This window comes from Streptacidiphilus jeojiensis (assembly GCF_042510965.1).
Lineage (GTDB): Bacteria > Actinomycetota > Actinomycetes > Streptomycetales > Streptomycetaceae > Streptacidiphilus > Streptacidiphilus jeojiensis.
The window spans coordinates 18055-37144 of the sequence record NZ_JBEUKS010000010.1; the positions used below are offsets into that span (position 1 = coordinate 18055).

The window sequence follows — 19090 nt, forward strand, 5'->3', positions numbered from 1 at the left end:
CCTAACTTATAAACAGGCACCCTTCCCCCACGAAGGAGAACCACCAGATGGTTCGTCAGTTGCGCTCTCCCGCACGGAAGATGGTCGCCACGGTCGCGGCGGCCGGCTGCATCTGCCTCGGTCTCGCCGTCACCGGCGGGGCCAGCGCCTCGGCCGCCACCAGTCCGGCGAAGCCCTTCCCCACCCACGTCACCTACAAGGTCGGCGTGCTGCCCTCGGCGTCGCAGTCCAGCCGGGACGCCGCGGTGGAGAAGCAGTACGACTCCTGGAAGAAGACCTACCTGGTCAAGGGCTGTGCCTCGAACGAGTACTACGTCTCCACCAAGGGCGACGACGACGCCCCCAACAACGGCACGGTCTCCGAGGCGCAGGGCTACGGCATGAACATCGTGCCACTGATGGCCGGTTACGACAGCAGCGCGCAGACCGAGTTCAACGGGCTGTGGCAGCTGGTCAAGGACCACAAGGACGCCGACGGCCTGATGGAGTGGCAGCTCGACGGCAAGAGCTGCAAGTACACCGACAGCGGCACCCCGGACTCGGCCACCGACGGCGACCTCGACGTGGGCTACGGCCTGATCCTGGCCGACCAGCAGTGGGGCGGCTACACCGCCGACGCCAAGGCCTGGCTGGCCAGCATCTACGCCCATGACGTGGCCTCGGACGGCCACCTGAAGTGCGAGGACGACGGCCCGAGCACCGACACCCGGCCGTCCGACATGATGCTGGACCACCTGCGGGCGTTCGCCAGGTACGACACCGCGCACGACTGGAGCAAGGTGGTCACCCGCACCGAGGCGGTCATCAACGAGTTCACCGCCTCGTACTCGGCGAGCTCGGGCCTGCTGTCGGACTTCGTGGTCGGCGCCAACGGGACCAGCCCCAAGCCGGCCCCCGCCGACTACCAGGAGGACCAGCCCGACAACATCGTCGGCTACAACTCCATCCGGGTGCCCTGGCACCTGGGCACCGACGCCCTGGTGAACGGTTCGACCACGGCGGCCACCGCCTACAGGGTGGCCAAGCTGGAGTCGGCCTGCCTGAAGTCGCTGTCCGGCGGGAACCCGGCCAAGGTCCAGCCGCACGTGAAGCTGAACTGCGCCAACGGCAACGTCTCCGGCGACACCCAGGCCGAGGAGGCCGGCGACTCGGTCGGCCCGGCGGCGATGGCCTCCGGTGACCAGGCCTGGACCGACGCCATCTGGAAGCAGCTGGCGTCCAATCCGTTCGGTGACGCCTACTACGGCGAGACCATCAAGATGCTGGTCTACATCGTGATGGCCGGCGACTACTGGAGCCCGGCGAGCTGACACCGGCTCAGGTCGGCGCCCCACCGTCCGGCATCCGACCACCTGACCGCCCGTACCCCGCCGCCCCCTCGACCCCTGGGTCGAGGGGGTGGCGGCACCGTTCCTTGCACGGGTATTGCCACAAGCTACCGGTGAGTTGGGATACTCCCTGGGATCAGGAGTCGCACCGTCGCGGCTCCTCCCACAAGGGGGGCACCACCTATGCCCAGCACCACCTCCCGGCTGCGCCGCGCCTTCGGCGTCCTCGCGACCGTGGCCCTGGCCACCGCGGCGATGACCGGCACCGCGTCCGCGCACGACCGGGGCGGACGGCTCCATCCGCAGCCGCACTACTACGTCTCGCTCGGGGACTCGCTGGCGGCCGGCTACCAGCCGAACGTCCGCACCAACACCGACGTGTCCTACACGGACCAGCTGTACACCCGGCTGAAGAAGCAGGACCCGACGCTGGTCCACGTCAAGCTGGGCTGCAGCGGCGAGACCACCGAGACGATGATCGCCGGCGGCATCTGCAGCTACCCGGGGGCGACCTCGCAGCTGGGCGCGGCCGAGGCGTTCCTGCGGGCGCACCGCGGCCAGGTGGAGTACGTGACCCTGGACATCGGCGCCAACGACGTGGACGGCTGCCTCAGTGCCACCGGCATCGACCAGGCCTGCACCGCCAAGGGCATCGCCACGGTCGCCACCCAGCTGCCGCAGATCGCCTCGGGGCTGCGCCGGGCCGGCGGCCAGGGCTGGGGCGCCCCGCAGTACGCCGGGATGAACTACTACGACCCGTTCCTGGCGGTCTGGCTGACCGGGGCCACCGGTCAGGTCGAGGCCCAGCAGTCCACGGTGCTGTCGGACACCCTGAACGGCGTCATCGACCAGGGGCTGCGGAAGAGCGGGTTCAGGCTGGCCGACGTGGCCAAGGCGTTCTCCACGGACGACTTCACCGACCAGGCCACCCTGCCGGTGTTCGGCACGGTTCCGCTGAACGTGGCCAGGATCTGCGCCTGGACCTGGGAGTGCACCCAGTACCAGGACATCCACGCCAACCCGACCGGTCACGCGGTGATCGCCGGAGTCTTCGAGAAGGTGCTGCGCCGTCGGTGACCCCGTACGGACCACCCGCTGACCCCGTACTGACCCCGAGGTGAGAGCCCTCGGGGTCAGACCGTAGCCAGAGCCCGCCCCCCCGCCGTTCGGGGGGCGGGCTCTCGGCGTTCCGGGCGACGATGTTGCGGAAATGTTATGCAATTATGAGGATTCACCTATAAAGGATGGGGAGGGACGTGTCGTCCGAAACTGCACCGAACCGACTCGCGGTCTGGCGCCCTCGCGCCGCCGTGTTCGCGGTCTGGTACCTGCGGGTGGCCGCGGTACTCAACTTCCTCGGAGCCGTCTCAGCCCCGTTCCACAGCCAGGTGACCCGGCACAACACCGGCGACTTCTTCACCCCGTACATGATCACCGCCGGGTTCACCTCGGGTGCCCTGGCGCTGTTCCTGGCCATGATGATGCGCCGCCGCAAACGCGCGGCCTGGATCTTCAACGTGATCGTCGTCGGCCTCTACGTGTTCCTGATGGCCCTGCTGCTGGCGCTCTACCCGGAGGTCAGGGAGCACTGGTTCAACTGGACCTCGGCCACCGTCACCCTGCTGATGTTCGCCGCCCTGCTGGTCGGCCGCAGGGAGTTCCACGCCAAGGGCGACCGCAGCAACCCCAGGCTGGCGCTGGCCGCCCTGGTCGGCGGCGGCGCGGTGGGCGTCCTGGTCGGCACCCTGCTGGTCACCTTGACCAACGAGGCGGACGGATCGTTCCTGCGGCACCGGATCCAGTACGCCGCCATGCGGGTGTACACCCTGGCCCCGTCCGGAACCGGTTACCGCAACATCGTCATCCCGCACTGGGTGGACATCGCCATCAACGCGATGAGCGCGTTGATCTTCCTGCTGGTGCTGTACGCGCTGTTCCGCTCCCCCAAGGGCAAGGAGTACCTGTGCCCCGACGACGAGAAGCGGCTGCGGGAGCTGCTGGACCGGCACGGGGAGCGTGACTCGCTGGGCTACTTCGCGCTGCGCCGCGACAAGTCGGTGCTGTTCTCCCCCTCCGGGAAGGCCGCCGTCGCCTACCGGGTGGTCGGCGGGGTCTCGCTGGCCTCGGGCGACCCGATCGGCGACGTGGAGGCCTGGCCCGGGGCGATCGACCGCTGGCTGGACCAGGCCCGCGAGCACGCCTGGGTCCCGGCCGTGATGGGCGCCAGCGAGGAGGGCGGCACGGTCTACTCCCGGCACGGGCTGAACGCCCTGGAGCTGGGCGACGAGGCCATCGTCGAGGTGGACGAGTTCACCCTGGAGGGGCGCGCCATGCGCGGCGTGCGCCAGGCGCACAAGAAGGTCGGCCGGGCCGGCTACACCGTACGGGTGCGCCGCCACGCGGACATTCCCGACGACGAGATGCAGACCCTGCTGGAGCGCGCCGACACCTGGCGCGACGGGCAGACCGAGCGCGGCTTCTCGATGGCGCTGGGCCGCCTGGGCGACCCCGACGACGGCCAGTGCGTGATGCTGGAGTGCCACGACGGGCAGGGCGAGCTGCGGGCACTGCTGAGCTTCGTCCCCTGGGGGCGCGACGGCCTCTCGCTGGACCTGATGCGGCGCGACCGGGACTCCGACAACGGACTGCTGGAGTTCATGGTCATCGAGCTGCTGGGGCAGGCCGACACCGTCGGCATCAAGCGGGTGTCGCTGAACTTCGCCATGTTCCGGGCCGTCTTCGAGCGCGGATCGAAGCTGGGCGCGGGACCGGTGCTGCGGCTGTGGCGCTCGGTGCTGATGTTCCTGTCGCGCTGGTGGCAGATCGAGTCCCTCTATCGGGCGAACGCCAAGTACCGGCCCATCTGGGAGCCCCGCTACCTGCTGTTCGCCCGCAGCAGCGACCTGCCCAGGATCGGCCTGGCCTCGGCCCGGGCCGAGGGTTTCATCACCGCACCGAGCCTGCCCAGCCTGTTCAAGCGGCGGCACAGCCGCGCGCTGGACGGCGAGGGCGGCGGTAGCGGCGGTAGCGGCGACGAGGGCGCCCACGGCAGCACCCCCAGCTCCGAGGGCACGACGGCAACCGGCACCAAGCAGCCAATTGGCTAGTTATGTCCTATTTTCGTGGGATGAGGCACTCCCAGCTACAGGCGGCCCTGCGGTCGGCGCTGAGCGTCGAGTGGGGCGGGCTCTACCTGGCGGTACGCGAGAGCCTGGCCCGGGAGCGGCTGGCGGCGCTGCGGATGACGTTCGCGGCGACGGCGGCGGTTCTGGGCTTCCAGCTGCTGCAGCACGCCGCGGGCGGGGCGGTGCTGGTCGAGCGGGTGGGCGTGGTGCGGGCGGCGCTCCCGCTGTGGGAGTCGCTGGCACGGACGCCGCTGTCGCTCTTCGTACCGGCGCCGGATCTGCCGGCCTGGGGGGCCGCGGCACAGGTCTTCGTGGTGTTCGGCATCGCCGAACTCACGCTCGGACGGCGCAGCACCCTATTGGTCGCCTACGCGGGCACCCTCGCCGGGACGCTGTACGCCCGCCAGGGTGTCCGCCAGGGGCCTGCGGCGCTGTTCGGGCTGCCCTGGGAGGACGCGTGGGTCCGTGACACCGGCCCCTCCGCAGCCGTCGTCGCCCTGGCGGTCGCCGTCGCCTGGCGCTACCGCGCGTGGGTTACCGGGGGCGTGACGGTCACGGCGATGGTGCTGGAGGAGGCGCTGTACCCCAACCTGGCAGGGGCGGAGCACCTGGCGGCGATCTTCGTGGTTTCCGTACCGGCGTTGTGCATGGTGCCGTTGGAGCGCGGGTGCAGCTCTGCTGTGGCTTGTCGCGCAGTTCCTCGCGCCCCTAGGTAGTGCAAGTGAGCCAGTTGCAGACGTCCAGGGGCGCGGGGAACTGCGCGAGAACCATGCACCACCTGCACTAGTCCGCCGGCCCCACCCCCGCCCGCCGGGCCAACGCCACAGCGGCCAGCGTGCTGTGGACGCCGAGTTTGCCGAGGACGTTCTGCATGTGCGTCCGCACCGTGTGCGGCGAGAGGAAGAGCCGGTCGGCGACGGCCTGGCGGCCCAGGCCGGCGACCATGCAGCGCAGCACCTGCTTCTCGCGCGGGGTGAGCGACTCGACCAGCCGCTCGCTCTCGGTGCGGTCGCGGCGGGCCGCGGTGAGCTCCCTGATGACCCCGGTGAGCAGCAGCGGCGGGATGTGCGTCTCGTCCCGCATGACGCCCTTGATGACGGCCATCAGCCGTCCCAGCGAGCTCTCCTTGGCGACCCAGGCGCCGGCCCCTGCCTGGAGGGCCTGGACCACCCGGCGGGGGTCGTCGTCGACGGCCAGGACGATCACCTGGAGGGTCGGATGCGCCGCCCGGGCCCGGGCGGCGAAGCTGAGGCCGTCCCCGACCGGGGCAGCGGGCGTCGTCGCCGGGGTGGTGGCGGGGTTGGGCGTCGCGGCCGTGCTGCCGTTGGTGGCGCCGGAGCCGCCGTTGCGGGGCGCCGGGATGCGGGCGGCCGGGCCTGCGCCCGCAGGCCCTGCCCCCGCCGGTCCCGCCCCTGCGGGGGGCGTGCCGTAGCCAGCCTTGCGCTGGGCGGGGAGGTGCACCACGGGGGCGCGTTGCGGGGGTGCGAGGGTGCGCCTGGCCTCGGGCAGCCGGGGCTGGCTCCCGGGCGGTGGCGGGGCACCGCCCGGGGTGAGGTCCGCGTCCACCAGCAGCACCTGGAACGGCCGGTTCTCGGCGGCGGCGCGCTCCAGCGCCCGCTCGGCGGCCTGCGCGCTTCCTGCCGCGGCGACGTCCACGTCCGGTTCGGCGGTCAGTGCCGTGGCGAGCGCCTCGGCGAAGATGCGGTGCCCGTCCGCGACCAGGACCCGGATACGCGCCACTGCTGCCCCCTGATCCTGCCTCAGTCCGGCCCCCCAGCCGGATGTTGATTCAGGGTAGCGAGATCGCGCACCGCCGTCGTCCTTGTTGGCGCATGCCGTTCAACAAGCAGGTCCCCGTGCCCCCGGAACCTCCGGGGGCACGGGGACCTGCGCGACCGTAACGGCGCCGGCTACGCGAGTCGCCTGGCGCCCGCCGAGGGCACCGCGGTGAAGGCCCGGGGCGCGGTCCAGCCCTGTGCGGCGAACGCGTCGGCCACCGCGGCTGCCACGGCCTCCGCGTCCGCCTTCTCGACCAGGGCGATGATGGAGCCGCCGAAGCCGCCGCCGGTCATCCGCGCACCCAGCGCGCCGGCCGCGACGGCGGTGTCGACCGCCAGGTCGGTCTCGGTGCAGGAGATCCGGTAGTCGTCACGCATCGAGGCATGACCCTCCGTCAGCAGCGGGCCGATGGCCCGCAGTTCACCGGCGTCCAGCAGCGCGGTGACCTGCTCGACCCGGGCGTCCTCGGTGACGACGTGCCGGACCAGGGCGCGCAGCCCGTCGTCCGGCAGCCGGTCCAGCGCGGCGTCCAGGTCGGCGAGGGCGAGGTCGCGCAGCGCGGGCAGGCCCAGGATCGCGGCGGCCTTCTCGCAGCCCCGGCGCCGCTCGGCGTAGGCGCCGTCCGCGTGGGCGTGCTTGACCTGGGTGTCGATGACCAGCAGCACCAGGCCGGCGCCGGCCAGGTCCAGCGGGACCTGGCGGGTCCGGCCCTCGGCCGGGTCGATGCTGCGGACGTCGACGAAGAGGGCGGCGCCCTCCGCGCAGCAGCTGGAGGCGAGCTGGTCCAGGATGCCGCAGGGCACGCCCACGAAGACGTTCTCGGCGTGCTGGCTCAGCAGCGCGAGCCGGGTGGGCGTCAGGCCGAGGCCGCAGAGGTCGTTGTACGCGGCGGCGACGGCGCACTCCAGGGCGGCCGAGGAGGACAGGCCGGCGCCGACCGGTACGTCGCTGTCGAAGTACAGGTCGGCCCCGGGGACGGCGTGCCCGGCGTCGCGCAGCGCCCAGACCACCCCGGCGGGGTAGCCGGCCCAGCCCGGCACGGAGCCGGGGACCAGGTCGGACAGGGACAGCTCGGTGATCCCGGAGCCGTCCGGGGACTGGGCGCTGTGCAGCCGCAGCACACCGTCCTCGCGCAGCGCGGCGGCGAGACGGGTGGCGTGCGGCAGGGCTATGGGGAGCATGAAGCCGTCGTTGTAGTCGGTGTGCTCACCGATCACGTTGACCCGCCCGGGGGCCTGCCAGACCACCTGCGGGGTGGTCCCGTACACGGCCTCGAAGCCCTTGGCCACGGCCTCGCGCACGGCCCCGTCTGGGCCGGTCCTGACCGGGCCGGTCCCGTCCTGATCGGTCACTGCTTACTCCTGTTCCAGTGCGAGGGCGAAGTTCCACGCGTCGGCGACGATCGCGTCGAGGTCGGTGCGGCGGGGGTTCCAGCCGAGCAGGGTGCGGGCCCGGGCGGCGGAGGCGACCAGCGCGGCGGGGTCGCCGGGGCGGCGCTCGGCCGTCACGGCCTTGATCTCGCGGCCGGTGACCCGGCGCACCGACTCGACCACCTCGCGGACCGAGAAGCCGCTGCCGTTGCCGAGGTTGCAGATCAGGTGCTGTCCGGACTCGGCCGCGGCGAGGGCCAGCAGGTGGGCGTCGGCGAGGTCGGCGACGTGGATGTAGTCGCGGACGCAGGTGCCGTCGGGGGTGGGGTAGTCGTCGCCGTACACGGCGATGTGCGGGCGCTTGCCCAGCGCGGCCTGGATGACCAGCGGGATCAGGTGCGACTCCGGGTCGTGCCGCTCACCCTGGACGCCGTAGGCGCCGGCGACGTTGAAGTAGCGCAGCGAGACCGCGGCCAGGCCGTGGGCGTTCGCCTCACTGGTGATCATGTGGTCGACGGCGAGCTTGGTGGCGCCGTAGGGGTTGGTCGGCGCGGTGCGCGCGGTCTCCTCGATCGGGCTGACCTCGGGCTCGCCGTAGACGGCGGCGGTGGAGGAGAAGACCAGGCGGCGGACGTCGGCCTTGCGCATGGCGCTCAGCAGCTCCAGCGAGCCGGCGACGTTGTTGCGCCAGTACTTCTCCGGGTCCGCGACCGACTCGCCGACCTGCGAGCTGGCGGCGAAGTGCAGCACGCCGTCGAAGGACCCGTCGAGCACGTCCGAGGCGTCCTGGATCCGGCCCTGGACGAACTCGGCGCCGGCCGGGACGGAGACGCGGTGCCCGGTGGAGAGGTCGTCCAGGACGACGACCTGGTGGCCGGCCTCCAGCAGGTGCGCGGCGACGACGCCGCCGACGTAGCCGGCGCCGCCGGTGACCAGGTATTTCGCTGACTGGGGGGTCATGGGGAGACCTCTCGTAGGCGCTTCGCCGCCGTCTCCGGCGACACGTCGTTGATGAACACGTCCATGCCCGATTCGGAGCCGGCCAGGAACTTGAGCTTGCCCACCGTACGACGGATCGTGAAGAGCTCCATGTGAAGTGCCAGTTCCCCGCCTGTGCCGGGCGGGCCGGAGCGGACCGGGGACTGGTGCAGCGCGGCGATGTAGGGGGTCTTGTTGGTGCCGGAGCCGTCGGTGTCGAACAGCAGGTCGAAGCGGCGCAGCAGGTCGAGGTAGACCGTGCAGAACTCGGCGCGCTCGGCGTCGTTGAGGGCGAGCAGGTCGCCGACCCTGCGGTTGGGGTAAAGGTGCACCTCGTAGGGCCAGTGCGCGGCGTAGGGGACGAAGGCGGTCCAGTGCTCCCCGGCGATGACGACCCGGTCGCCCTCGGCGCGCTCGGCGGCGAGCAGGTCGTCGAAGAGGTTGCGCCCGGTGCGCCTGCGGTGCGCGGCGGCCGAGGCGAGCATGCGCTCGGTGCGCGGGGTGACGAACGGGTACGCGTAGATCTGGCCGTGCGGGTGGCCGAGGGTGACGCCGATCTCCTCGCCGCGGTTCTCGAAGCAGAACACCTGCTCGACGCCGGGGATCGCGGACAGTTCGGCGGTGCGGTCGGTCCAGGCGTCCAGCACCAGGCCGACCTGGGCGGGGGTGAGGTCGGCGAAGGAGGAGTCGTGGTCGGAGGTGAAGCAGACCACCTCGCAGCGGCCGTTGCCGGGACGGGCGTGGTGCGGCAGCGTCCCGGTGACGGTGTCGGGAGCGCCCGCGGCCGAGGTGGTGAGCGAGGGGAAGCGGTTCTCGAAGACCACGACGTCGTAGTCGGGCGCCGGGATCTCGCTGAGCCGTCCGTCGCGGGAGGGGCAGAGCGGGCACTCGTCCGCCGGCGGGTGGTAGATGCGGCCCTGGCGGTGCGAGGCGATCACGACCCACTCGTCGAGCAGCGGGTCGTAGCGGATCTCCGAGGAGGTGGCGGTGGCTTCGAGCGGCCGCAGGTCGGGGTCGTCGCGCACCGTGTCGTCACGGGAGTCGTAGTAGATCAACTCGCGGCCGTCGGCCATCCGAGTGCTGGTCTTCTTCACTACGCGCTCCATTTTTCACACTACGGCGAACCCCTTACCAACATATTCAAACACAACACATCATGAGTCAACACCCTGAACGAGTCGGTCGCGATCAGTCGTCCTGGGCGACCCGTTCCAGCAGCCCGGTCCGGGCCGCCACCGCCGCCGCCTCCAGCCGGGTCCGGGCGCCGAGCTTCATGAGTACCCGCTGCACATGCGTGCGGGCGGTGCTGGGGGCGATGGACATCCCCACCGCGATCTCCCGGGTGTCCTCCCCCTCAGCGATCCGCATCAGCACCTGCACCTCGCGCCGGGTCAGCAGCCGCAGCAGCCGCACCGCCTCGTCGTCCGGCTCGGCCGAGGGGCGCAGCAGGTGCTGGAACGCCGCCTGCAGCAGTTCCGGGGCCACTGCGGCCTCCCCGGCCCTGACTCTGGTCAGGGCACGCTCGACCACCTCGATCCGGTCGTCCTGGCGGACGTATCCGGCCGCCCCGGCCCCGAACGCGGCAGCCACCCCGGCCAGGCTCGCGGCGCCCCCCATCACCACGACGCCCACCTCCGGACGTTCGCGGCGGATCCGGCGCACCGCGTCGAACGACGCGCCGTCCTCCGGGTGCGCGACCCCCAGCAGGCACACCTCCGGGCGCCGGTGCAGCACCAGTTCGGCCGCCGCCCCCACCGGGGTGCCCACAGCGAGGATCCGGTGCCCCCTCAGCTGCAGCGCGGTCGCCAGTGCCTCCGCCAGCAGTCGGTGGTCGTCAACGACCACGAGCCGCACGCCCACGATTCCCCCTCGAAGTGACGCATTTGGTGTGACGCACCATCACAGCCCATGCCGTACACGTACCGCCAGCATGCCGCGCTGGGGAAGTCCCTGGACGGGTGCGGGCAAACTGGGAGCATGCACTCCGCACCCCACCACCTCGTCGACGAGGCCGTCCGTCTGCTGGACCGGCCCGGGCGGCGGCTCCTCGGCCTGTGCGGGCCGCCCGGGGCCGGCAAGTCCACCCTCGCGGCCGCGCTGCTCCACGGTGTGGACGCCCGGCTCGGCCCCGGGACGGCGGCGCTGCTGCCGCTGGACGGCTTCCACCTCTCCAACGCCCAGTTGGAACGGCTCAGGCTGACCGACCGCAAGGGCTCCGCGCCCAGCTTCGACGTCCAGGGCTACCTGGCGCTGCTGCGGCGCGTCGGCAAGGGGACCGAGGCCGCCGACCACGACGTCTACGCGCCCGACTACGACCGGCTGCTGCACGAGCCCGTGGCCGCCCGGCACGTCATCGCCCCCGGCGCCCGCCTGGTCGTCACCGAGGGCAACTACCTCGGCCTGGACCTGCCGGGCTGGCGCGAGGCCGCCGCGCTGCTGGACCAGCTCTGGTACGTCGAGGCCCCCGACGCCCTGCGCGAGCAGCGGCTCGGCCGGCGCCACCGGGGCAACGGCTCGTCGCCGGCCCGGGCCCGATCCCGGGTCGAGGGCAACGACCGGCCCAATGGCGATCTGGTGAAGTCCGTCCCGGCCGACCGCTACGACCTGGTGGTGCCCGGCAGCTGAGGGGGCGTCATGCGGCTGCGCGGCTGTGCGGCTGTGCAGTTGTGCGGCTTGTACGACGAAGGCCCCCCGCCAGTGGCGGGGGGCCTTCGGTCCTGCCAGAGCCCCCATGCGGAATCGAACCGCAGACCTTCTCCTTACCATGGAGACGCTCTACCGACTGAGCTATAGGGGCGAACGAGGAAGACAATACCTGGTCATCGCCCCAGCATCAAAATCCACTCCCGCACACGTTCGACGTCATGGCGGCGGGGCCGTGACCACGGCCGCGAGGGCGGCCAGGGTGGGGCTGCCGGGGTCGAGGTAGTGGGAGTGCGGGTTGCCGTCGGGACCGTCCTCGGCGGGGAGCAGGCGGGCCCCGAAGGCGGGATCGGCGGGGCGGGTGCCGAACCAGCCCCGGGCCCGGTGCGCCGCCCCCAGCTGCACCGGGAGCAGTGCCGCCGGCGCATGTCCTGCCAGCAGCGAGGCCAGCAGTCGCGGTGGGGCCGGCAGCCGCTCGGTGACCGGGTCGTCCGGGGCGGCAGCGGCCCAGACGTGCCCCGGCTCCATGCCGAGCTGCTCCGCGCGGACCGCCCCCGTCCCCGGGCTGCCGAGCAGGACGATCTCGTCGGCGGCGATCCCGCCGGGCCGTTGCGCGGCCTTGCCGACCAGCAGCGACCCGTAGCTGTGGCCGATGGCGGTGAGATGGGGCGGCGTGCCCCGGGCGTTGGTGGCCCGCAGTCCGGCCAGGAAGCCTCCGTACCGGGCCGCACCGGCGACGGCACGGGCGGGCGAGGCCCCTTCGGGGAAGCCGGACGGCGGGTCGTAGCCGAGCCAGACCACGGAGGAGGTCGGCCGCGAGCGGGGGGCCAGCGCCGCTGCCGCGTCGTGGACGGCCAGGGCGCGGGCCCCGTCCTTGCCGGCGACGTCGGCCAGAGTTGTCCCCATTCCGGGGACATAGACGGCGACGTCGGCCGCCCGGTCGGGATCGCCGAAGGCGAGCACGGCACGGCCCTGGCCTTGGCCCTCGACACCGATCGAGAGCAGCAGCGTCGACGGCGCCCCGTCCCGCCGGTACCTAAGCCGCTCCCTGACGGCGGTGAGGGCGGCGCGGCGGGACACCTCCCCGTCCGTGTCGATGAGGCGGTCGAGCAGTACCCGATTGGCGCGGTCCCGGTCCGCGCAGGGGATGCCGTCCAGGCTGCCGATGAGCTGTGGCGCGTCGGCGATGATCATCCGCCGCTCGTCGGCGCTGCGGCGACGCCACCAGTCCCGGACCTGGGCGGGACTGCTGCCGCGAGGGGGCAGCGAACCGGCCACCAGCGCGGTGGCGGAGGCGAGTTGCGTGGTGGCGGTGGGCAGGTCCAGTGCGCTGCCGTCCCTGGCCTGCGCAGCCGAGCGCAGCAACTCTGCGGCGCAGCGTCCGTCGACCTCCGCCGCCTTCGCCATCGCGACGGCGAGGGCAGCGACATTGCTGTCGCCGTTGTGCAGGACCGCACGCACGGCGCCGCTCGTCTCCCGCAACTCCTCCGCGTACTGCGTCAGCAGGACGGCCAACCCCTGCATCTGCTCCCCTGCCGCGATCAGCCGCAACCGGTCGGCGTCGACGGCAAGGCCGGCCCGAAAGGCTGCCTCGCCCTGCCATGCCTCGCCGGTGGCGCAGCGAGCACCACTCACCACGGCGGCCTGCTCGGCCAACTCCCTCGCCAGTGCGTCACAGGCCCGGCCCGCTGAGGCCATGGCTCCGACTTGCAGCTCGGCCACCTGCCCCGGGAGCGGGCTCATGGGAGCACCGGCTGAATCGCCATGGAGGCCCGTGCCGCCGCATCGGCCTCGCGGTAGCTCCGCACGCTGACCCGCAATCGCCCGGCATGCCCGTCCAACGCCGCGACCACGGCCGCCAGGCGCACGGCCCAGGCCGCAGCACACTCCTCCAAAGCAGCCCCGGTCCGCCAGCCCGCGAGCGCTCCCCCAGCCGCCGCGATCTCTCCGAACCCACGTCGCACTGCGGATTCGACCTGAAGCGCCGCCGAGTTGAGCGCACTCGCCTCCGCCTCCAACACCTCCGGCCGAACCGCCAGCCCACCACCCTCGATGACGTCCATGGAAGACCCTCCCGAGATGACACTCCGTCACCGGGAAGCTTAGAAAGCAACAGAGAGTCAGGAAGCGATTCGCCTTCCATTCACCCCAAGGGGTGAGCGCGGGGGCCAACTCCTCGGCGAGAGGCAGGGGAGCACAGCGAAGAGCATCAGCACTGAGCCGATGATCAGCAGCCAGCCCAGCGCCTGCTCCGCTCGCGGGTCGGAACTCCCGGAGATCTGTCCACCGACCCCTGCCAGGGCCTGGCCCACCATCCCGCACCAACTCCATGCCGCCACCCAGGCCAGGGCCAGCAGGACACGGAAGGCCATCGGCCGCGGCGGAGGGAACAGCGCGCAGACCGAGACACCCGTCGTCACCCCGGCCAGAACCGTCAGACCGACGCCAGTCGACGGGTACACGTTCCCCACAGCCTTCGCCGCGCCGCTGGGCTCCCACAGCAAGGCAGCGCACATGCCGATCGGATAAAGAACGAGCGGCCTTCCCGTCGTCGGACGGATCACGAAGAGCAGAACGACGATCAGCCCGACGGCGAACAGCGGCATCAGCCCCCTGCTGATTCCTTCCGTGGGGTCGTTTCCGTAGAACACTGCCCGTCGAGCCGCGCTGCCACTGGTCAGCCAGACGATCAGGGGGACCAGAAAACAGACTTCGACAAGGACCACGCTGAGGAATCGGCAAGTGACCCAGATCTTGGACGCGTTCGCCGCGGCCCTGGCCCGCCGCGCCATCACGCTGCCTACCGGCCAGCCGGTCTCGTCGACGACGACGTTGCCGGAGGGCGGGGGCTGCCATCCCTGCCTGCGCGGACCTCCCGGTCCATCCGTGTAGTGACCGCTGTCAGACATTGACGGCCTTCGGCCAGTGCCCGAATGGGAATGCGCTCTGATCCACGGCTTCGTTCTGGAGATCGGAGAGTGCGTCAGCCTGCCCCTTGGCGAAGTTCGTCAGGGCGGAGACCAGAGCCACCACAGCAGTGAGGACCGCGGCACTGCCGCCGAGCGCGACTACCAGTCCGCCCGGGGCGGCGACCCCGGTAGCCGTCGCCGCTGATGCGACCCCGTAGGCAAACAGCAGCTGGACCGCTTCGACAAGTAGCCCGAGGTAGAACAGCGCTCCGCCCTCGGCGCACGATGCCAGCAACCCCTGGACCTTGTCGGCAATAGAGCCCAACCGCGCAGCTGCTGCCGACTGCGGACCGATCGCTTGGGTGTAAGCGGTAGCGGCCGCCCCCGTCCATGATCCGACCGAGCCCAGCGTGGAAGGAGTCACATTGGCAGCCACTCCAGTCGCGGACCCGCGCAAGCTCTGCCATCCATGATGGTTCTCCCACATCGACCAGGGGGCCCCGATGCTTTCCAGCGCATCCTCGAACATGCTGATCAACTGCTCGGTCGTGGTGTTGATCCGGCTCACCAGCTCGAGGATCACCTCCGCCACCGGTTCCGGGATGTACCACTCGTCCGCGAGATGTTGAGCCTTCACCTCCAGCTCAGACGCATGCAGATGGAGGATGCGAGGCTGCTCCCCGAGCTTCGACGTGGCTTCCTGGTACTGCGAAGGACTGAACATGCTTCCCCCTTGGGTCCGTCAACGCTGGAGTGCCTTGAACGACTGAGCCGTGGAGGCCTCTTGCTCGCGGTAGCCACGATCCGTTGTACGCAGGGCCTGCGCGATTCGGTGCATCTCCGAGCTGCCCTCGTTCGCACGCGCGGACACGGTCGATACCAGGTCATCGTGGGCGGTGACGATCATCTGAAAGATCCCGGCCGTAACGCGGTCAAGCCGAAGGCCTCCAGCCTTCGACGCAATGCTCTGCAACTGATCGGCATCGCTGTCCCATACACCGGCCTCCTGTTCCAGGGTGCCGTCCGGCACCGCATATCCGTCTTCGGCGGCCGGCATCAGCAAGCCCCTTCCGGCAAGGTCCGCGTCCCGGCACCTCTGCGTTCAAGCGCAGCCGTGATTTCGCCGATCAGTTCGTCCGAACGTCTGCCAAGTCGAGCGGCTGCGTTCTCCGGTGCGGCTGCCATCGCCGAGCGGGCTGAGGCGACTGCGGCTTGCAGCGCGGACTCGACCTCGTTGTCGGGCACCGTCGCAAGCCAGCCCTGATCGAACTCGCACGACTGAAGGGTCTGCGCTGACAGCTGTACCCTCACCCGTCCATCCGCCGCAGTGCCTCGTTGAGCCGTGGACCCGGCGGAGGAGGATGCCAGTGCCTGCTCCATTACCGCCAGCGTCACAAGAAGATCTTCTACGATCTCCGACGGCTCGCGAACGCTCGGAGAGGGGGGCTGATGGCCACTCAGCCGTGGTGTGGGCACACTGCTCGTGACGCCTCCGCTCGGGCTAGTGAGCTGCTGCTGCGGTCCGGCGATTCCCTTGGCGACAAGATCGCGGCTCCACTGCGTCACCCGTTCCGCTACGGCCAGCTGAGCCGCCTCAACGACAGCGGAGCCGAGCGCCGAGGCCGATGTCGTCCGCCGCCAACCCGCGTGCAGTCGAACAGACTCCGGCAATCCGTCCAGGGCCAACCGCACCGTTACCGCGCCGGATCGGTCCGTCGCCTCGGCAGTGGGCAGCGGAATCTGCTCGAGTCTGCCGATGAAGTCCAGCGTGTCCGTCAACTTCTCCTGCAGCGCTTCAAGGCGCTGGAGCGCATCATCCATCCTCTGACCCCCGATTGATCCAGGTTGGACTCATGGTTGGACATCTCCATCGCGTGTCCGCCTAGGACCCAGCAGACTACCGGTGCACCGTAGAGCCGTACACGAATTTCTCCGACCAGGAAGGAGAATCGGTAGGTTTGCTACTGTCGGTACGGGTCGGGGAGGTGCCCGTACGGGTTGGACGGGGCGGAGGGCGGGGGCGGCGGGGGGCCGGGGCGCTTGTTCCTGCTGCGCAGGACGAAGGCGGCAACTGCGCCGAGGACGACCACGACGCCGACACCGATGCCGATGAACAGACCGGTACTGCCACCGGACTTCTTCGCAGCCGCCTGCGGCGCGGCGCTTGCCGACGCAGTCGCCGCCGGGGTACCCGACACGACGGGCGCGGCAGCGCTGCCACTCGGAGCGGCGGAGCTGCTGGCCGTGGTCTGCGAGGTCAGCGGGTTGACGTCAGCGGGACCGGGGTCGCCGGGGTTGGTGAGAGCGATCCGGGGACGGATGATGCCGTAGCCGTAGTACGGATCCTGCACGCCGGGTTGGTCGCCTTGGCTGGCCGTGTTCTTGAGGACGTTGAGTACCTGGTCCGCAGTCCAGGAGGGATGAGCGGACCAGAGGAGGGCAGCGGAGGCGGAGAAGATGGCGGTGGCATCGCTGGTGCCACTTGAGTAGCAATACCCAGTCGGGCCGTTGCATGCGTTGTACATGCCGTCGCCTGGGGCAGTGAAGTCTACCTGCGGGCCATACTCGGAGTATGAGGCAACCTGGCTCTTCGCATTGATGGAGCCGACCGCCGCAACACCGGGGAAGGCAGCAGGATATTCGACCGGATTCCCGATCTTGGCGTTGTTGCCGACACCCGCTACAACCAGTTTCCCTTTAGATAGTGCATAGGCCACGGCGCTGCGGACGTTCGGTTCATCCTCGATCTGAGCTTGCGAGATACTCAAGATCTTGGCGCTACTGTCCGCCCCGGCTCTGATGGCCGCAGCCAGTTGCGGGGAGTAGTTCGCGGCGAACGCAGCTTCGTTGTCGCCCTTTCCTACGATCCGCAGCGGAAGAATCTTCACTCCGGGGGCTAGGCCATACATGCCCTTGCCGTTCAGTCCCTTTCCAGTACCAGCAATCAGGCTCGCCATGCCGGTGCCATGGCTCTCCTTGTCGACGTCAGTAGTAGCCCCACCAGGCAGCCCGGAGAAATTTTGACCCGCAAGTACCTGCCCCACCAGGTCTGGATGGCTTGCATTCACTCCACTGTCAATCACCGCAACAGTGATGCCGTTGCCTGTCGAGACCGGCCACATCTGGTCGGTCGCGTGCATGCTTGTGAGCCACCACTCCTTGTCTCGAACGTCAAGGCTCGCCGCCCGCGCTGGGGCTGCGCTGCCCATGAGCAGCGCAGCTACCGCGCAGAAGGCTGCGATGGCAGGAGGCACCGCTCGTCCACCGGACCGTGCCACTGTGCTCTCCTTGCCCTCGCGCTCGATCATCCGTTCAAGAACCTACTGGATCACTGTCGGGTTGGCCTGGACGTCCTGGGTCCAGGTCTCCTCGTCCTCGGTGAGGTAGGCCGCGCGCTGACGCCTGCGCCCCTTGCCACCGGCGGCGCCACCCATGCCTCCGCCGCCCATCGGCATCATGCCGCTGCCGTGGCCCTCAGCCGCAGCCGCTGCTGCTCCTTCGCCGGCGGCGGAGGAGCCGAGCCCGGAACGCGCCGTGCTCGAACCCGCGCTCTCAGCCATGGACGCTGCTCCGCCGGTCGCCGCACCCTCGACGCCTGCCGAACCACCGCCGATACGGCCCCGCCCGAGAGCGGAGGCGGACATGCCCGCGCCGTCTCCCTCTGCACCGATCACGCCTGAACCCGAGCGACTGGTGCTGCGGGCGCTGACTGGAGTGGGCACACCACCGTGGATCCCAGTCTCGGGCTCCCCGGTCACGCCTCCCGTCCGGCTGTTACCGCCACCGATTCCGGTGCTGCTCGAACCGCCCGGTTCCGTGCCACCCGAGGTCACGCCGCCGGGGCCCTGGCTGCCGTTGTTGGTACCGCCGTTCACCCCACCGGGCGGGGGCGCAATGACGCTGCCGTTCCCACCACCCGTGCCGCCGTTGCTGCTGCTGGAACCGCCCGTCGTACCGCCGCCGCCACCTGTGTTGGTACCACCGGATCCTGACGGATTGTTGGGATCCCCAACACCCTGCAGTGTCGTCGAACCACTGCCCCCTGTGGAACCGCCACCCGTCCCGGTGCCAGAACTGGACCCGGGGGACGTCACCGGCTCGAAGGTGCTCGGCGCGGGATCATCGCCGGAGGAAGAACCTGAAGTGCTCTTCTTGGTGGTCTTGGTACCACTGGCGGTGGTTACCACACCGCCGGTGACGCCACTGCTAGTGGAGCCCTTGCTGACCTCTCCGAGATTGCCCCCCGAACTATAAATCCCGCTCCCCTGCGGCGGCATCAGCGCCGCCGGCGTCGGCGGGAACGTCGGGATCGTGCTCACCGTCAGGGTCGACTGGGCGCCCACGTATGCGCCGCCCAGCTTCTCCATCTGGCCGATGGCTTCCTGGTGCGCCGCGTCGAGGCGGGTCTGCGCCTGGTACGCGGTCTCCTGGCTGACCAGGTGGCTGATGGCGGGGCTGACGGTCCCGCTGTTGAGCGTCGGGTTCGTGGAGAACAGCGGCTTGGCGACCTTGGCCTCGCCGTCCGTGCCGATGACCGTCTGGGCACCGAACTGCTTCTTGTACGCGTCCACCGTCGCCTGGTCGGCCGCCGGGATCGGCGGGACCTGGGTGCTGCTCAGGGTCTCGCCCGCCATGTTGATCCCCACCGCGGTGTTGCTGGTGAAGATGGCGAGGGTGTCCGTCGCGGAGACGACCTGGCGGGCCCAGGTCTTGAAGGCGTCGCCCGCGTCACCGTCCCAGACCAGCCCGTTGATGTGCGTCGCAAGGTCGTCGGCGAGGCTCTGCATGTGCGTGCTGGCCTCGGCCAGCGTGGTGCCGACCTTGGTGACTGCCGCGGGATTGGCACCCGCCATCATCTTGAGCAGGTCAGCGTGCGTGAACTGCTCGAAGTTGGTGTTGGCGGACCACGAGTCACCGCCACCTGAGTCTCTCATGCCCCTACTCCCCGTTGCCCCTGG

The 19090-nt window shown here is 70.6% G+C and carries 18 protein-coding genes and 1 tRNA gene; 5 read left to right on the forward strand and 14 right to left on the reverse strand.

Going from position 1 to position 19090, the window contains the following annotated elements; translation table 11 throughout:
* Window positions 1-47 precede the first annotated feature (47 nt).
* From ABUW04_RS25895 to ABUW04_RS25910, 4 genes are all read left to right on the forward strand, one after another.
* The gene (locus tag ABUW04_RS25895) at window positions 48-1310 is read left to right on the forward strand and encodes a glycosyl hydrolase family 8 (RefSeq protein ID WP_380566772.1); all 1263 of its coding nucleotides are present in this window, start codon (window positions 48-50) and stop codon (window positions 1308-1310) included.
* Between the two features lie 201 nt (window positions 1311-1511).
* Window positions 1512-2405 carry an SGNH/GDSL hydrolase family protein gene (locus ABUW04_RS25900; RefSeq protein WP_380566773.1) on the forward strand — a complete coding sequence of 298 codons (894 nt, stop codon included), beginning with the start codon at window positions 1512-1514 and terminating at the stop codon, window positions 2403-2405.
* A gap of 167 nt (window positions 2406-2572) precedes the next feature.
* The gene (locus ABUW04_RS25905) at window positions 2573-4435 is read left to right on the forward strand and encodes a phosphatidylglycerol lysyltransferase domain-containing protein (protein WP_380566774.1); all 1863 of its coding nucleotides are present in this window, start codon (window positions 2573-2575) and stop codon (window positions 4433-4435) included.
* Window positions 4436-4455: 20 nt separating this feature from the next.
* Complete coding sequence (locus ABUW04_RS25910) at window positions 4456-5169, forward strand: hypothetical protein (protein ID WP_380566775.1); 714 nt, start codon at window positions 4456-4458, stop codon at window positions 5167-5169.
* Window positions 5170-5236: 67 nt separating this feature from the next.
* On the opposite strand, the gene ABUW04_RS25915 is transcribed toward ABUW04_RS25910, so the two are convergent.
* From ABUW04_RS25915 to ABUW04_RS25935, 5 genes are all read right to left on the reverse strand, one after another.
* The gene (locus ABUW04_RS25915) at window positions 5237-6193 is read right to left on the reverse strand and encodes a LuxR C-terminal-related transcriptional regulator (RefSeq protein ID WP_380566776.1); all 957 of its coding nucleotides are present in this window, start codon (window positions 6191-6193) and stop codon (window positions 5237-5239) included.
* Between the two features lie 170 nt (window positions 6194-6363).
* The gene (gene galK, locus ABUW04_RS25920; protein ID WP_380566777.1) at window positions 6364-7584 is read right to left on the reverse strand and encodes a galactokinase; all 1221 of its coding nucleotides are present in this window, start codon (window positions 7582-7584) and stop codon (window positions 6364-6366) included.
* A gap of 3 nt (window positions 7585-7587) precedes the next feature.
* Window positions 7588-8562, reverse strand: a complete 975-nt coding sequence (galE, locus tag ABUW04_RS25925) for a UDP-glucose 4-epimerase GalE (protein WP_380566778.1) — start codon at window positions 8560-8562, stop codon at window positions 7588-7590.
* Complete coding sequence (gene galT, locus ABUW04_RS25930; protein WP_030249815.1) at window positions 8559-9674, reverse strand: galactose-1-phosphate uridylyltransferase; 1116 nt, start codon at window positions 9672-9674, stop codon at window positions 8559-8561. The genes galE and galT overlap by 4 nt, the downstream gene beginning before the upstream one ends.
* Window positions 9675-9768: 94 nt before the next feature.
* A complete protein-coding gene (locus ABUW04_RS25935; protein ID WP_030249813.1) occupies window positions 9769-10440 on the reverse strand; it encodes a response regulator transcription factor in 672 nt (223 codons plus the stop codon).
* Window positions 10441-10557: 117 nt separating this feature from the next.
* On the opposite strand from ABUW04_RS25935, the gene ABUW04_RS25940 reads away from it, so the two are divergent.
* On the forward strand, window positions 10558-11205 hold the full coding sequence (locus ABUW04_RS25940) for a nucleoside/nucleotide kinase family protein (RefSeq protein ID WP_380566779.1): 648 nt from the start codon (window positions 10558-10560) through the stop codon (window positions 11203-11205).
* A gap of 99 nt (window positions 11206-11304) precedes the next feature.
* Here the strand turns inward: ABUW04_RS25940 and ABUW04_RS25945 are convergent.
* The 9 genes from ABUW04_RS25945 to ABUW04_RS25985 form a co-directional block, all read right to left on the reverse strand.
* Window positions 11305-11377: transfer RNA gene (locus ABUW04_RS25945), tRNA-Thr, on the reverse strand.
* A gap of 65 nt (window positions 11378-11442) precedes the next feature.
* Window positions 11443-12966 carry an alpha/beta hydrolase gene (locus ABUW04_RS25950; protein ID WP_380566780.1) on the reverse strand — a complete coding sequence of 508 codons (1524 nt, stop codon included), beginning with the start codon at window positions 12964-12966 and terminating at the stop codon, window positions 11443-11445.
* The gene (locus ABUW04_RS25955) at window positions 12963-13286 is read right to left on the reverse strand and encodes a hypothetical protein (RefSeq protein ID WP_380566781.1); all 324 of its coding nucleotides are present in this window, start codon (window positions 13284-13286) and stop codon (window positions 12963-12965) included. The genes ABUW04_RS25950 and ABUW04_RS25955 overlap by 4 nt, the downstream gene beginning before the upstream one ends.
* Window positions 13287-13343: 57 nt before the next feature.
* Window positions 13344-14132, reverse strand: coding sequence for a hypothetical protein (locus ABUW04_RS25960; RefSeq protein WP_157623595.1), 789 nt, complete (start codon window positions 14130-14132; stop codon window positions 13344-13346).
* The gene (locus ABUW04_RS25965) at window positions 14125-14856 is read right to left on the reverse strand and encodes a hypothetical protein (RefSeq protein ID WP_030249803.1); all 732 of its coding nucleotides are present in this window, start codon (window positions 14854-14856) and stop codon (window positions 14125-14127) included. Before ABUW04_RS25965 ends, ABUW04_RS25960 begins: the two co-directional genes overlap by 8 nt.
* Before the next feature lie 18 nt (window positions 14857-14874).
* The gene (locus ABUW04_RS25970; RefSeq protein ID WP_030249801.1) at window positions 14875-15189 is read right to left on the reverse strand and encodes a hypothetical protein; all 315 of its coding nucleotides are present in this window, start codon (window positions 15187-15189) and stop codon (window positions 14875-14877) included.
* Window positions 15189-15953, reverse strand: a complete 765-nt coding sequence (locus ABUW04_RS25975) for a hypothetical protein (protein WP_380566782.1) — start codon at window positions 15951-15953, stop codon at window positions 15189-15191. The genes ABUW04_RS25970 and ABUW04_RS25975 overlap by 1 nt, the downstream gene beginning before the upstream one ends.
* Before the next feature lie 140 nt (window positions 15954-16093).
* A complete protein-coding gene (mycP, locus tag ABUW04_RS25980; protein ID WP_380566783.1) occupies window positions 16094-17440 on the reverse strand; it encodes a type VII secretion-associated serine protease mycosin in 1347 nt (448 codons plus the stop codon).
* A gap of 12 nt (window positions 17441-17452) precedes the next feature.
* Complete coding sequence (locus ABUW04_RS25985; RefSeq protein ID WP_380566784.1) at window positions 17453-19066, reverse strand: WXG100 family type VII secretion target; 1614 nt, start codon at window positions 19064-19066, stop codon at window positions 17453-17455.
* Between the last annotated feature and the right edge of the window lie 24 nt (window positions 19067-19090).